Here is a 14,284-nt window from a genome sequence, read left to right as displayed (position 1 = left end):
CCACGTGACGTGGCAAGTGTGCAGGTCGGAGAGGGCCGGACTCCACGGAGTCCGGCCCTCTCCTCGTTGCCGTGCTGACTTGGTGCTGACTTTCGGGTGTCCCCAACGGTCGCCGACCCACTCGGAAGCGTGCCTGAGTGGTACGTTATTCGGTACCACTCGCCGAAGGGGGTACGCGCCATGTCCATCACCGCGAGCGAGGCCCGCAGGGATCTCTTTCCGTTGATCAAGAAGGTCAACGAGGATCACGACGCCATCGAGATCGTGTCCAAGCACGGAAATGCCGTGCTCGTCTCGGCCGAGGACTACGCCGCCCTGCGTGAGGGCTCGTACCTCCTGCGTTCGCCGGCGAATGCGCGTCGCCTGCTCAAGGCGTACGACAACGCGCTGAACGGTATAGGGCTCTCCGAGCGCACGCTCATCGACCCCGACTCGGCTGATGCCGGGCGGGGTGTCGAGTGAGGCTCGTCTTCGAAGAGCAGGGCTGGGAGGACTACACGTCCTGGCTGAAGAACGATCGCAAGATGCTCGCGAGGATCAACAAGCTGATCGAGGACGTCCTGCGCGATCCGTTCACCGGGATCGGCAAGCCCGAGCCGCTGAAGTACCACCTGCCGGGGGTCTGGTCGCGGCGGATCGATGACGAGCACCGCCTCGTCTATCTGGTCACCGACCGGGAAATCATCATCCTGGCGGCCCGCTACCACTACTGATCCTCGGCCGTGGCGTGCTGTTCCGCTTCAACGTGTGACGGCTGATGCGTGATCGGACCGCCCGCCCCCGTGCGCACGGGGGCGGGCGGTCCGGCGTCGGCGGGTGGTCAGCCGACGGTGACGGTGAGCAGGCCGTCCGGGGCGGGCGTGACGGTGACCGCGGTGAGGGTGTCGGCGTGGGCGTCCGGGTGGTGGGCGGTGGCGCGGGGGCCGATGCCGACGACGCGGATGCCGGCCGCCTTCGCGGCGGCGATGCCGGCGCCGGAGTCCTCGAAGGCGAGGCAGTCGGCGGGCGCGAAGCCGAGGGCGGCGGCGCCCTTGAGGAAGCCCTCCGGGTCCGGCTTGCTGGCACCGACGGACTCGGCGGTGATCAGGACGGGCGGCAGCGGCAGCCCGGCGGCGTCCATCCGGACGCGGGCGAGCGGCTGGTCGGCGGAGGTCACCAGGGCGTGCGGGAGGCGGGCCAGCGAGGCGAGGAAGGCGGCGGCGCCGGGCACCGGGACGACGCCGTCGGTGTCGCCGCGTTCGTGGTCGAGCATCCGCGCGTTCTCGGCGAGGTTGACCTCGACCGGGCGGTCGGGCAGCAGGGCGGCCATGGTGGCGTGGCCCTGGCGGCCGTGGGCGACGGAGAGCACCTCGGCCGGGTCCAGGCCGTTCTGCACGGCCCAGCGGCTCCACCAGCGTTCGACCACGGCGTCGGAGTTGACCAGGGTGCCGTCCATGTCCAGGAGGAGGGCGCGGGCGGTCAGCCGGGTGGGGGCGGCGGGCATGGGGGGCTCCATGGGGGGCTCCTCGACGGAAACGGAACGACAGCTGTTTGTTCCTCGATGATACAAAAGATCAACCGAGCAGGTGGGCGTTGACCGCGCGGGCCTCCTCGGCCAGCTCCGGAAGCTCCACCACCTCGACCCCGGCCGCCTCCAGCAGGGCGGTGCCCTGGCAGTCGGTGACGAAGAGGTCCGGCTCGCGCCAGGCGACCACCACCCGCGGCACACCCGCCGCGATCAGCCGGCGGGCGCACGGCACCGGCCGTGAGGCGCGCTGCCCGCAGGGCTCCAGCGAGCTGTAGACGGTCGCCCCGCGCAGCCGGGGGTCGTCGGCCGGGAGCTTGGCCAGGGCCGCCTCCTCGGCGTGGTCGTGCGGGTCCGTCTCCCGGCTGTAGCCCTCCGCCAGCACCCGGCCGTCGGCGCCGACGATCACCGCGCCCACCGAGAACGCCGTCTCGGACGGCGGGCAGCGGCGGGAGAGTTCGACGGCCCGGCGCAGGTGGTCGAGGTCGGTGGTCGCGGGGCGGTTCACGGCGCGGGCTCCTTCGGGGCGTACCTGAGCAGGACGACGTCGCCCACGGTACGTGCCTCCAGCAGCCGCATCCGCCGGGCCGGGCCGCCCGGGAAGGCGGCCGGGCGGACGAACCGGGGCGCCTCGGCCTGGCCGACCAGCAGCGGGGCGACGGCCAGCTGCAGCTCGTCCGCGAGGCCCAGGGCCAGGAACTGGGTGTGCACGCCCCCGCCGCCCTCGACCATCAGCCGGCGCACTCCGCGCGCGCCCAGGTCGTCCAGCACCGCGCCGAGGTCCACCGCGCCGCCGAGCGCGACCACCTCGGCCCGCCCGTCCAGCCGGGGGCGCAGGACCGCCGCCCCGGCGTCCGTGGTGTAGGCGAGCTTGGCGCCGCCGGTGTGCCAGAACCGCAGGTCGGCGCCGAGGTCGCCGCTCGCGCTGAGGGTGACCTTCAGCGGGTGCTCCGTCCGGCCCGCCGCCAGCCGGGCGGACCGGCGCGCGGGGTCGTTGACCAGCAGTCGCGGGTTGTCGGCGCGCAGGGTGTTGCCGCCGACCAGGATCGCGTCGGCGGCCGCGCGCTCCTCGTCCACCCGGTCGAAGTCGGCGGCGTTGGACAGCAGCAGCCGCTCGGGGGAGGCGTCGTCGAGGTGGCCGTCGAGCGACACGGCGGCGCTCAGCAGGACGAAGGGGCGCTGGCCGGGCATGGGCGGGACCGTTCTGTCGGGGGCGCCTCCACGGTACGGCGAGCGGGTGCGGGCGGGATGCCACCGGGCCGGAATGTGAGACGGAACTTCTCGGCATGCGGGATGCGGAGTAGCGTCGAGCCATCGAGGAGAACGGAACGCCGACCACGCCCCAGGGGGATCCCATGTCCGGACCGCAGCCCTCCGCCGTCTACACCCACGGCCACCAGGAGGCCGTGCTGCGCTCGCACCGCTCCCGTACCGCCGCCGATTCGGCCGCCTACCTGCTGGCCGAACTGCGGCCGGGGCAGGCCCTGTTGGACATCGGCTGCGGGCCCGGCACGATCACCGCCGACCTGGCCGAGCTGGTCGGCCCGAACGGCCGGGTGGTGGCGGTGGACACCTCCGCCGAGGTGCTGGAGCAGGCCGCCGGGTACGTGGCCGCACGCGGCCTGTCGAACGTGGTCTTCGAGCAGGCCGATGTGCACCGACTGCCCTTCCGGGACGGCGGGTTCGACGTCGTGCACGCCCACCAGGTGCTGCAGCACGTGGCCGACCCGGTGGCCGCGCTGCGCGAGATGCGGCGGGTGACGGTCCCCGGCGGGGTGGTGGCGGCCCGGGACGTCGACTACGCCTCGATGACCTGGTTCCCCGAGGTGCCCGAGCTGGACCGCTGGCTGGAGCTGTACCGGCGCACCGCCCGCGCCAACGGCGGTGAGCCGGACGCGGGCCGACGGCTGCTGTCCTGGGCCCGCGCGGCGGGTTTCGCGGACGTCACCGCGAGCGCCGGCACCTGGACGTACGCGACGCCCGAGCGGCGCGCCTGGTGGGGCGGCATGTGGGCGGACCGGGTCACCGGCACCGCGCTGGGCCGGACGGCGGTCGAGCGGGGCTACGCGGAGCCGGACGAACTGCGGCGGATCGCGGCCGGCTGGCGGGAGTGGAGCGCCGCGGAGGACGGCTGGTTCTCGATGCTGCACGGCGAGGTCCTGGCCCGCGGCTGAGTGCCCGACAGGGGTCCGGCCGGGGCGGGCAGGTGTTCGGAAAGATCGGGTAAAGTCGCGCGACCGTTCACATCGGGCCCGTCAGGGGGTCCGTGCCATGGTGCCGAACGCCGAGCCGATGCCCGCTCCGGCGGGTTGGGGGAGTCCACGTGTCCAAGCCTGAGTCCGAGCCGTCCGCCCCTGGGCCGGAGACGCCCGCGCGGACCGGGCCGGACGCGGGCACGGACGCTGGGACGGGGGTGGACGCTGGGACGGGTGCGGCTCCGACGACGGGTCAGGACCCCCGGGTGGACTTCCGCAAGGAGGCCGACGAGCCCGAGGCCGCCCCGGTGCACCCCGAGCCCGAGGCCACCCCGGCGGACCCCGCGCCCACCCCCCTCGCGCCCGCGCCCGCGCCCGCCCCCCTCGCGGGCGCCGTGCCGCCGCCCGCCCCCGCCGACCCCTGGGCCGCGCCCGACCTCGCCCCCGCCGCCCCTGTCGCCCCCGCCCCGCCCGTCGTCGGGCACCCGCAGCCCGTCCCGCTGCCGTCCGCCGCCCCGCCCCAGCCGCCGCATCCGCTGCCCGCCGGCGGCTGGGCCTCCGTCACACCCTCCGCCCAGGCCGGCTTCCGGCCCGACCAGCCGTACCCGCAGCCCGCCGGTCCGGCGCCCACCAACGGGTTCGCGGTCGGCTCCCTGGTGACCGGTCTGGTCATGGTGGCGCCGGTGGCCCTGGTGTTCGGCATCGTGGCGCTGGTCCAGATCAACCGCCGCAAGGAGCGCGGGTTCGGCCTGGCGGTGGCCGGTGTCGTGCTGGGCACGATCGGCACGCTCCTGCTCTCGCTGCTGCTGGGGGCGGGGAACTTCAGCGGTGCCGGCGGCGGCCGGTTCGCCCACGCGCCGAAGGCCCCGGCCGGCTCCGTCCACTGGTCCGACCTCAAGACCGGCGACTGCTACGACTCCCCCGCCGGGGGATCGGTGACCGGCACCGACGGCGACGAGACGGTGTACTGGGTGAACCGGGTGGCCTGCGCCGAGCCGCACCACGGCGAGGTGGCCGGAACGGTCCCGTTCCCCACGGGCAGCGGCGCCTACCCGGGCGAGAGCGAGGTCCGCGAGTCGGCCGCCCGGCTGTGCCGCAAGGTCATGGACGACTACGCGCTCGACCAGTGGGCCGTCCCGGACGGCATGGACGACGTCTACCTCTACCCGACCGCGAACAACTGGGCGGCCGGCGAGCGCTACGCCACCTGCGCCTTCGAGGACCGCGACGACCAGCACCGGGGCACCGTCCGCACCGACCGGAGCCGCCTGACCGCGCCTCAACTGGCCTACCTGGAGGCGGTCCGGGTCTTCAACGACGCCTACCTGGAGCAGCCGAAGCAGGAGGTCTCCGAGGCCGGGGCCGACTACCGGAGCTGGGCCCGCCGGATGGCCGTCGCCTCCCGGACCGAGGCCGCCGTGCTCGGCGCGCCGACGACGGACTGGCCGGCCGACGTCCGGCCGAAGATCGCCAAGCTGGTCGAGGCGCAGTCCCAGGCGGCCCCCGCGTGGGACTCCGCGGCCTCCGCCGACGACCTGGAGGGCGGCATCCGTCGGGCCAAGGCGCTGGTGGCCAAGACGGTGCCGATGAGCGTGGACATCCGCCGCGCGCTGGGCCTGTCCACCGGCGAGCAGGTGCCCGACCTGCGGGTCTGAGCCTGCGCGCACGAGGTTACCGGCCGTTAACAACGTCCATACCTGCCGGTAGCGAACGGCGCGTAGCGTCGCGGGTGTGCCCCCGGCCCGACCCCCACGCGAGCCGGGGGCACGACGGCGTCCGGCCGGCCGAGCGGCCACGACGGCATCCGGCCGGCCACGGCGCTCGGACCGGCCGCCGGAGGCCACTGGAGGCGGCGGCGGACGCCGGATACCCTCGCGCCATGGGCACCTACCGGGTGATGCGGCAGGACGACAACGGCAACCGCTTCCTGGTCGCCGACGGCCTGGACGGCGCAGCGGCCGAGCGGCTGGCCGCCGAGTTCGAGGCCCGCGGCCACAAGCAGCTGTACTGGGTCGAGACGACCGGGTCCGCGGCCGGGCCGGCCGAGCACGGGAACGGCGCCGTCCGGAACGCCTGAGGCCGTAGGGTCGGGGCCATGGACGCCCCGCACGCCCCGCACCCCACCGACCGCTCCACCGACCGTCCCGCCGGCAGCCCCACGGAGCGCCCGGCCGACGGCCCCGCCGAGCTTCGGATCGTGGTCGGCGGCGCACTGGTCCGTGACGGCCGGGTGCTCGCGGCCCGGCGCAGCGCGCCCGCGGCGGTGGCCGGACGGTGGGAGTTCCCCGGCGGGAAGGCCGAGCCGGGCGAGACCGAGGCGCAGGCGTTGGAACGCGAGCTGCGGGAGGAACTGGGTGTCCGGGCGCGCGCGCTGACCCGGCTGCCCGGCGCGTGGGCCGTGCGCCCCGGCCTGGAGTTGCGCTTCTGGGCGGCCGAACTGCTGGCCGGTGAGCCGCGCGCGCTGCAGGACCACGACGCGCTGCGCTGGCTGGGCCCGGACGAGCTGGACGCGGTGGACTGGATCGACCACGACCGCGACGTGTTGCCGTACGTCGCCCGGCTGCTCGCGGAGCCGGGGGCGGCGGACGACGCGCAGTCCGCCGGGTAGGTCAATCGGACAAGACGACCCGGCGACCGGGATAGCCTGGGTTCTGCTGGGTATGTCACTTTTCGGCACTATTCGTCACCATCGGTGAGCCGCCCCCAGCCGGCGACGCCGATCCCGACCAGAGCCGGAGGCCCCGTCGGTGTCGAGTACCGGGAACGGCGGCGGGGGAGAGCGGCGGGCAGGAACTGCGGGCAGCGCGGCCGCCCGCGCCCGGCTGCGCCGCGCCGCCCGTCCGACCGCCCCCCAGCCGCCGGTCGGCCGCCGCCGCGGTCCCGTCGCCGCTCCCGACACCGAGCGGCCGGCCCAGCCGGCGCCGACCCTGGCCCTGCCCGAACCGGGCGCCCGCTCCGGACTGCGCAGCCGCCCCGGCCGGCCGTTCCCCGGCGGTCCCGGTGACGCCCCGAACGCGCTCGGCGCGCCGCCCGGGGGCGGCCTGCTCGACATGCTCAAGGTCGCCATCGCGATCCTGGACACCGCGGGCCGGGTGGTGCTCTGGAGCCCCGCCGCCGAGGAACTGCTCGGCTGGCCGAACGAGCTGCTGGTCGGCCGCCGGATCGACGAGCTGATCCCCGACCAGGAGCAGGTCGTCCGGGTCCGGGCGGCGGTCCAGGACACCCTGCGGCACGGCCGCTGGGCCGGCTACGCGGAGCTGCGCGACCGGGAGGGCGTGCCGGTCGCCGTGGAGGCCCGGATCTCCCTCCTGGTGGACGGCGACGGCACCCCGTTCCTGCAGGTCAGCATGGCCGAGTCGGCCGCCGTGGGGGCCGTCGAGCGGGACCTCGCGGTGCGCGACGCGCTGTTCGAGCAGTCTCCGCTGGGCATCGCCATCCTGGACACCGACCTGCGCTACACCGCGGTCAACCAGACCCTCGCCGAGATGAACGGCGTCGCCCTGGAGGACCACGTCGGCCGCACCACCGGCGAGACCCTGCCCGAGCGGGCCGCCGACGAGATCACCGCCATCCAGCGCCAGGTGCTGGCCACCGGCGAGCCGGTCATCGACGTCACCCTGGCCTCCCCGGTCACCACCCGGGCCGGCTACCGGTCGATCTCCTACAGCCGGATGACCGACCGCTCCGGCCGGGTGCTCGGCATCTCCGGCACGGTGATGGACGTGACCGAGCGCTACCGGGCGGTCGCCAAGGTCGAGCACGCCCGGCGCCGGCTCTCGCTGCTCAACGAGTTCGGCTCCCGGGTGGGCGACCTGCTGGACGCCTCCCGGATCGCCCAGGAGCTGGCCAGCTCGGTCGTCCCCCGGCTCACCGACCACTCGGCGGTGATCCTGCTCCAGGCCGTCGCGCACGGCGACGACCTGCCCCGGCACGGCCACGACCGCCGCACCTCGCTGCTCCAGCTCGGCACCGCCTCCGTCCAGGACGGCCCCGAGGTGGACGTGATGCTGCGCCGCGGCGCCCGGATCACCTTCTCCGAGGACTCCGCCTGCGGCCGGGTGCTGCGCACCGGCGTGCCCGAGCTGCTCTCCGGGGCCGAGCAGCTGGACGACGTCACCTACCCGGGCGACCCCAAGATGCAGGCCGCCCGGGACCTCGGGGTGCACTCGATGCTGGTCGTCCCGCTGCGCGCCCGCGGCATCGTGATCGGCCTGCTGCAGGTCAGCCGGGCCGGCTACCGGGAGGCCTTCGACCGGGACGACCTGGCCTTCACCGTCGAGCTCGCCGACCGGGCCGGCAGCTCGTTGGACAACGCCCGCCTCTACGCCCGCGAGCGCACCGCCGCGCTCACCCTCCAGCGCACCCTGCTCCCGCAGCAGGTCCCGCAGCCCACCGGCGTCGAGGTCGCCTACCGGTACGTGCCCGGCAGCAGCGGCACCGAGGTCGGCGGCGACTGGTTCGACGTCATCCCGCTGCCCGGCGACCGCACCGCGCTGGTGGTCGGCGACGTGATGGGCCACGGCCTGCGGGCCGCCGCCACCATGGGCCGGCTGCGCACCGCCGTCCGGGTGCTGGCCGCCCTCGACCTGCCGCCGGACGTCCTGCTGCGGCACGTCCACGAGCTGGCCGACGACCTCGCCCAGGGCCCGGACGAGGCGCTGCTCGCCACCTGCGTCTACGCGGTCTTCGACCCGGCGACCGCCCGGCTGACCGTCGCCAAGGCCGGGCACATCCCGCCGGTGCTGGTGGTGCCGGGACAGGAGAGCGAGGAGCCCACCCGCAACGGCAGCCCGCTGCCCGGCGGCGCCGGCCGGATCCTCGACCTGCCCTCCGGCGCCCCGCTCGGCGTGGGCGGAGTCCCGTTCGAATCGGTCGAACTGAAGATCCCCGAGGGCAGCCTGCTCGCGCTGTGCACCGACGGCCTGGTCGAGTCCCGGGACAAGGACCTGGACGTCGGCCTCGGCCGGCTGCTCACCGTCCTCCAGGAGCCGCACGCCTCCATCCAGGCCGCCTGCGAGGCGGTGCTCGACACCATGGAGCAGGGCCGCGAGCCGGACGACGTGGCGCTGCTGCTGGCCCGGCTGGGGCACGGCCAGGCCGGCACCCCGACGGCGGGCTGGACCCTGCCGGCCGAGCCCACCGCCGTCTCCCGGGCGCGTCGGCTGGTCCGCGCCGCGCTCGCCGAGTGGGGCGTGGAGGCGCTCACCGACACCGCCGAGCTGCTGGTCAGCGAGCTGGTCACGAACGCCGTCCGGTACGCCAGCGCCCCGATCGGGGTGCGGCTGACGCTCGGCGAGACGCTGCTGGTCGAGATCTCCGACCCGCTGCCCGACCCGCCCCGGGAGCGGCACGCGGCCGAGGCCGACGAGGGCGGCCGGGGCCTGGAGCTGGTCCGCCGGCTGGCACTGCGCTGGGGCGCCCGGGCCGAGGGGATCGGCAAGGTGGTCTGGTTCGAGCAGGCGCTGCCGGGTAATGAGCCCGACGAGGCGTGACTCGATCGAACGCCGGACGGAGACAGGAGAGCGGTGCCGCATATGCCATCGGGGGCCCGGGGGGAGCGCGCGCCCCGGAAGGGGGCGCGAGCGTGGCATTGTGGTTGCGCGGGCGGTAGGACAAAAACCTTCGCCCGATCTGATGTTGTGATGTTGAGGGCGTGTGAACGCACCCCTTGATGATGAATACTCGGTCTTCTCGACATCCGGACGGTCGCGGGTTGGAGGGGTCGGTCCGTTGAACAGCACTCCGGCGCGGAGCGCGCCGATCAGCAGCGGTCATGCCGCTGTACCCGGGCAGGCCGGTTCGTCGCACCTGCCCGTACCGGCGACCCGGCCGGACGGCGACACCGCGAGCCGCGGCGCCCACCCCGTCGCCGAGGCGCGGCCGTGGGGCGCTGGCGACCCCGGCACGATCTACGACTACATCCGGGTCGCGACCTTCGCGATCGGCCCGGACGGGCGGATCAGCCAGTGGAGCGAGCGCGCCGCCGAGTTCTTCGGCGTCCCGGCCGCCGACGCCGTCGGCGCCGACCCGATCACCACGTTCGTCCCCCGCGAGCTCTGGCAGCGCGGCCGCGCCCGGCTGGAGCGCACCCTGGCCGGCGAGGAGTGGGTCGGCACCACCCCGTACCGGGAGGCCGGCGGCGGCGAGGGCCTGGCCGAGCTGTACCTGATGCCCGACAGCGCCCTGCCCACCGCGGGCGCCACCTGCCTGGCCGTCGACCTCGGTCGGCTGCGCCGGATCGAGACCGACCTCGCCGCCTCCGAGGCCGTCTTCGGGCAGACCCCCACCGGCTTCGTGCTGTTCGACGACCGGCTGCGCCTGCAGCGGGTCAACGACGCCTTCGCCTCCGGCATGGGCCTGGTCCCCACCGACCTCGAAGGCCTCACCCCGCACGACCTCTTCCCGCCGTCCGAGGCCGACCGGCTCACCGCCGCCCTGCGCAAGGTCCTCGCCACCGGCGAGCCCGTCTTCGACCTGCGCTTCCACGGGGCCGTCCCGACCCGCGACGGCAACCGGCTCTGGGCCGTCTCGCTGTACCGCCTGAACGGCGCCGCCGGGCAGCCGATGGGCGTGGCCGGGCAGGTCTCCGACGTCACCAGCCGGCACGTCGCCGAGCGCGAGGCCGACGGTGTGCGCCGCAACCTCGCCCTGCTCAACGAGGCCAGCGCCCACATCGGCTCCACGCTCGACCTGGAGACCACCGCCAAGGAGCTGCTGGACGTCGTCGTCCCGCCGTTCTGCGACCTCGCCACCGTCGACCTCTACACCGCGCTGCTGTCCGGCGAGACCGTTCCCAGCGCCGGCCGGCTCGGCGACACCGTGCTCACCGACGGCAGCGGCGAACTGCGCCGGGTCGCCGTCTCCAGTGTGGTCGGCGGCGCCTCCTCGGTGCTCGGCTCGGTCACCGGCCTGCCCATCGCCGAGGCCGGCGGCACCCTCTGTTACCCGCGCCGCTCCCCGCACGCCCGGGCGCTGCGCACCGGCCGCAGCGTCGTCCCCGACCCCGGGCCCGACCCGCTGCTGCGCTCCACGCTGATCGTCCCGCTGGTCGCCCGCGACCAGGTGCTCGGCCTCGTCCAGCTCTCCCGCGCGATCGGCAGCGAGCCCTTCGACGCCCGCGACGTCGCGATCGCCGAGGAGCTCGTCGCCCGCGCCGCCGTCTGCATCGACAACGCCCGGCTCTACCGCCGCGAGCACGAGCGCGCGCTGATCCTCCAGCGCAGCCTGCTGCCCCCCGGCAACCCGGCCGCCAGCGGCCTGGAGATCGCCTGCCGCTACCTGCCCAGCAACAACAACACCGAGGTCGGCGGCGACTGGTTCGACGTCATCCCGCTGCCCGGCAATCGCACCGCGCTGGTCATCGGCGACGTGATGGGCCGCGGCCTGCGCGCCGCCGTCGCCATGGGGCAGCTGCGCACCGCCGTCCGCACCCTGGCCATGCTCGACCTCGACCCCGCCGAGGTGCTCACCGCCCTGGACGAGATCGCCCGCGGCCTCGGCGACGACTCCGTCCCGGCCGGCCCGCCCACCCCGTACGGCCGGCTCACCTCGACGGCCGACGAGGAGGCGCGCGAGGTCTACCTGGCGACCTGCGTCTACGCCGTCTACGACGCCGTCACCCGCCGCTGCATCTTCGCCAACGCCGGCCACCTGCCGCCGGTGCTGCTCAGCCCCGGCGAGAGCGCCCGGATGCTCGACGTACCGCCCGGCCTGCCGCTCGGCGTCGGCGGCGAGCCCTTCGAGGAGGTCGAGATCGTCCTCCCGGACGGCGCCGTGCTCGGCCTCTACACCGACGGCCTGGTGGAGAGCCGCAAGCACCAGCTGGACGAGGGCCTGCGGGCCTTCCGCTCGGCGCTCTCCGTCGAGGGCAAGGGCCTGGAGGACCTCTGCGACCACGTGCTCGGCGAGCTCAACCCGCACCACGGCGAGGACGACATCGCCCTGCTGATGGCCAAGGTGCACGCGTTCCCCGAGGACGCCGTCGGCAACTGGTTCCTGCCGCCCGAGCCCACCTCCGTCGCCAAGGCCCGCGAGCTGGCCTGCAGCTGGCTGCTGACCCGGGGGCTGGAGGAGCTGGTCGACACCACCGAGCTGCTGGTCAGCGAGCTGGTCACCAACGCGCTCAAGCACGGGCGCGGCGAGATCCGGCTGCGGCTGCTGCGCGAGCGCGGCCTGGTCTGCGAGGTCTGGGACGACGGCTACGCCCAGCCCCGGCAGCGGCGCGCCCAGGAGACCGACGAGGGCGGGCGCGGCCTGCAGCTGGTCAGTCTGCTGGCCGAGCGCTGGGGCAGCCGGCGCACGCCGAAGGGCAAGATCGTCTGGTTCGAGCTGGCGCTCTAGCCGGATCGGGAACCCCACCGGGGACGGCCCGGCCGTAAGGGTCGGGCCGCAAGGGTTGGGCCGTAAGGGTGCAGTCGCCCCCGGTCCGCCGTGTCGGCGCGGGCCGGGCCGCGCGGGCGGCGTTCGATGGCCGCCATGCGCGTCCGCCAGCTCACCGCCGCAGCCGCCGCGCTGCTGCTCGCCGCCGGTCTCGGCGGCTGCTCCGACGACCCCGACCCCGGCCGTACCCCGGCCCCCGCCCCGGTCTCGGCCGATCCCACCGCGACCACCGGTGACGTCCGGGCCGCCGACCGCACCGACGTCCGGGGCGGCGGCACGCTGCGCTGGGCGATGGACGGCGTCCCGACCACGCTGAACGTCTACCAGGGCGCGGCGACCGCCGACTCGGCGCTGCTCGCCCATGCGCTGTACCCCTCGCTGTTCCGCCCCGACGAGCACGGCCGGCTGGTGCCCGACCCGGACTACCTGGCGGGCGCGGAGTCCACCCCGCCCGGGCAGCTGCCGCAGGTGGTCACCTACCGGCTCAACCCGCACGCCGTCTGGAGCGACGGCACGCCGCTCTCGGCCGCCGACCTCGCCGCCCAGCGGGCCGCCCTCTCCGGGCTGGACCCGTCCTACCGGGGGGCGCACCCGGCCGGGTACGAGGCCATCGACTCGGTCGCCCGGGGCGAGGACCCGCACGAGGTGCGGGTCACCTTCCGGCGGCCGTACGCCGAGTGGCGCTCGCTGTTCGGGCCGCTCTACCCGGCGGCCGAGACCGGCACCCCGGCCGCCTTCAACCGGGCGCTGACCGACGGCGGCCACCCGAGCGCCGGGCCGTACACCCTCTCCCGGTACGACGCCGGGGGCGGGCGGGTCACCATGACGCGCAACCCGCTCTGGTGGGGCGACGTGCCCAAGACCGACCGGATCGACTTCCTCGCCGTGCCGCCCGAGCAGCGGCTGGACGCGCTCGACCAGGACAAGCTGGACATCGCCCTGCTCACCGCGGCGGTGGACCGGGCGGTGCCGAGCCCCGCCGCGTCCGCTCCGGCGGCGGCACCGCCCGCCGCGGCTCCCGAGGCGGCGGCGTCGGCGCTGCGGCGGGCCGAGTCGCTGCCCGGCGTCACCGTGCACCGGGCGGCCGCGGCCTCGCTGACCCAGCTCACCGTCAACGCCGCCCGCGGTCCGCTCACCGACCCGGCCGTGCGGCGCGCCCTCGCCGGGGCCGTCGACCGGCGGCGGATCGCCGACGCCGCGCTCACCCCGCTCGGCCTGCCCGCCGCTCCGCTCGGCAACCACCTGCTCGCCGGGGACCAGGAGGGCTACCGGGACAACAGCGCCGCGGCCGGCCCGCAGGACCCGGCCCGGGCACTGGACGCGGCGGGCTGGAAGCGGCCCGCCGGCCGGGGCACCCGCACCAAGGACGGGAAGCAGCTCGCCCTCACCCTGCTCGTCCCGGCCGGCTCGGCGACCGCCAGGCGCACCGCCGATGCGCTCACCGCCGACCTCGCGGAGTACGGGATCGCCCTGAAGCCGGTGACGGCGCCCGCCGAGACCTTCGTCCCGGACCACCTGGCCGTCGGGGACTACGACCTCGCGCTCTTCTCCTGGCCGGCCGGGCCCAGCCCGGCGAGCGAGCAGCGCCCCGCCTACGCCAAGCCCCGGCCCGGCCCCGACGGCGCACTCGACGCCGGGAGCAACTACGGCCGCAGTGGCACCGAGGAGATCGACCGGCTGTTCGACCGGGCGTCCGCCGAACCGGACCCGGCGGCCCGGCTGGACCTGCTGCAGGAGGCGGACGTACGGATCTGGCAGCTCGGGCACTCGGTGCCGCTGTACCAGCGGCCGGAGCTGGTCGGAGTCCGGGAGGGCGTGGCGGGCGCCGGAGCGTTCGGCTACGGCTGGCCGCGCTTCCAGGACGTGGGGTGGACGGGCTCCTGAGGACGGGGCCCCTCAGTACGGCCCTCCTCAGGACGGGCCCAGCTCCCGGGCGAAGCGGCACAGTGCGGCGGTGAAGGCCGCGGGATCGTCGAAGTCGGCCAGGTGGCGGGCCCGCGGGATCAGCTCGGCAACGGGGCACTGGGCCGCTGGATCACGAACGGCGGACTCTCGGAGTGCGGCCGCCGGGTGAAGAGCGCGTGACCCACCTGTGATCTTGGTCCCGCCCGACCTGCTCGTTTCCGCCCACCTGGGCCCTTCCCCGTACGATAGGAGGAAGCCGAGGCATGTCCATGTGCCCGGCGGGTGGACCGGTAGTAGCAGG

Annotated in this window: 10 protein-coding genes and 2 pseudogenes; 9 read left to right on the top strand and 3 right to left on the bottom strand. The window is 75.5% G+C overall.

All coding sequences use genetic code 11. The features are described 5' to 3' along the window. Positions 1-180: 180 nt before the first annotated feature. Positions 181-462, top strand: a complete 282-nt coding sequence (locus ABT048_RS17070; protein ID WP_329927349.1) for a type II toxin-antitoxin system Phd/YefM family antitoxin — start codon at positions 181-183, stop codon at positions 460-462. Next, a complete protein-coding gene (locus tag ABT048_RS17065; protein WP_350522180.1) occupies positions 459-713 on the top strand; it encodes a Txe/YoeB family addiction module toxin in 255 nt (84 codons plus the stop codon). The genes ABT048_RS17070 and ABT048_RS17065 overlap by 4 nt, the downstream gene beginning before the upstream one ends. Before the next feature lie 107 nt (positions 714-820). Here ABT048_RS17065 and ABT048_RS17060 read toward each other — a convergent pair whose 3' ends face one another. Both ABT048_RS17060 and ABT048_RS17055 read right to left on the bottom strand, forming a co-directional pair. Continuing rightward, on the bottom strand, positions 821-1,495 hold the full coding sequence (locus ABT048_RS17060) for an HAD-IA family hydrolase (RefSeq protein WP_350522179.1): 675 nt from the start codon (positions 1,493-1,495) through the stop codon (positions 821-823). A gap of 58 nt (positions 1,496-1,553) precedes the next feature. Beyond that, positions 1,554-2,695: pseudogene (locus ABT048_RS17055) on the bottom strand (dihydrofolate reductase family protein). Positions 2,696-2,859: 164 nt separating this feature from the next. On the opposite strand from ABT048_RS17055, the gene ABT048_RS17050 reads away from it, so the two are divergent. From ABT048_RS17050 to ABT048_RS17020, 7 genes are all read left to right on the top strand, one after another. Next, positions 2,860-3,678, top strand: coding sequence for a methyltransferase domain-containing protein (locus ABT048_RS17050; protein ID WP_350522178.1), 819 nt, complete (start codon positions 2,860-2,862; stop codon positions 3,676-3,678). A 287-nt stretch (positions 3,679-3,965) separates the two neighbouring features. Then, the gene (locus tag ABT048_RS17045; RefSeq protein WP_350522177.1) at positions 3,966-5,354 is read left to right on the top strand and encodes a DUF4190 domain-containing protein; all 1,389 of its coding nucleotides are present in this window, start codon (positions 3,966-3,968) and stop codon (positions 5,352-5,354) included. Positions 5,355-5,578: 224 nt separating this feature from the next. Further along, on the top strand, positions 5,579-5,776 hold the full coding sequence (locus ABT048_RS17040) for an SPOR domain-containing protein (RefSeq protein ID WP_350522176.1): 198 nt from the start codon (positions 5,579-5,581) through the stop codon (positions 5,774-5,776). An 18-nt stretch (positions 5,777-5,794) separates the two neighbouring features. Beyond that, positions 5,795-6,307, top strand: coding sequence for a (deoxy)nucleoside triphosphate pyrophosphohydrolase (locus ABT048_RS17035; protein WP_350522175.1), 513 nt, complete (start codon positions 5,795-5,797; stop codon positions 6,305-6,307). A gap of 139 nt (positions 6,308-6,446) precedes the next feature. Then, entirely contained in the window at positions 6,447-9,191 is a 2,745-nt protein-coding gene (locus tag ABT048_RS17030; protein ID WP_350522174.1) for a SpoIIE family protein phosphatase, read from the top strand. Positions 9,192-9,429: 238 nt separating this feature from the next. Beyond that, positions 9,430-12,039 (top strand): SpoIIE family protein phosphatase, encoded by a 2,610-nt coding sequence (locus ABT048_RS17025; protein WP_502894022.1) that lies wholly within the window; start codon positions 9,430-9,432, stop codon positions 12,037-12,039. Positions 12,040-12,174: 135 nt separating this feature from the next. Further along, positions 12,175-13,962 (top strand): ABC transporter family substrate-binding protein, encoded by a 1,788-nt coding sequence (locus ABT048_RS17020; protein ID WP_350522173.1) that lies wholly within the window; start codon positions 12,175-12,177, stop codon positions 13,960-13,962. A gap of 27 nt (positions 13,963-13,989) precedes the next feature. On the opposite strand, the pseudogene ABT048_RS17015 reads toward ABT048_RS17020, so the two are convergent. Continuing rightward, a pseudogene (locus tag ABT048_RS17015) lies at positions 13,990-14,088 on the bottom strand (alpha/beta fold hydrolase); the annotation flags it as partial. Between the last annotated feature and the right edge of the window lie 196 nt (positions 14,089-14,284).

The organism is Kitasatospora sp. NPDC096140 (assembly GCF_040303045.1).
GTDB lineage: Bacteria > Actinomycetota > Actinomycetes > Streptomycetales > Streptomycetaceae > Kitasatospora.
The sequence above is the reverse complement of the archived record's forward strand: the minus strand, read 5'-3'. Positions and strand labels throughout refer to the sequence as shown.

What these genes read in the sequence shown, in the direction of transcription:
- ABT048_RS17070 (WP_329927349.1), top strand. Translation starts at nt 181, where the DNA reads ATGTCCATCACCGCGAGCGAGGCCCGCAGGGATCTCTTTCCGTTGATC.
- ABT048_RS17060 (WP_350522179.1), bottom strand. Translation starts at nt 1,495, where the DNA reads ATGGAGCCCCCCATGCCCGCCGCCCCCACCCGGCTGACCGCCCGCGCC.
- ABT048_RS17020 (WP_350522173.1), top strand. Translation starts at nt 12,175, where the DNA reads ATGCGCGTCCGCCAGCTCACCGCCGCAGCCGCCGCGCTGCTGCTCGCC.
- ABT048_RS17040 (WP_350522176.1), top strand. Translation starts at nt 5,579, where the DNA reads ATGGGCACCTACCGGGTGATGCGGCAGGACGACAACGGCAACCGCTTC.
- ABT048_RS17035 (WP_350522175.1), top strand. Translation starts at nt 5,795, where the DNA reads ATGGACGCCCCGCACGCCCCGCACCCCACCGACCGCTCCACCGACCGT.
- ABT048_RS17050 (WP_350522178.1), top strand. Translation starts at nt 2,860, where the DNA reads ATGTCCGGACCGCAGCCCTCCGCCGTCTACACCCACGGCCACCAGGAG.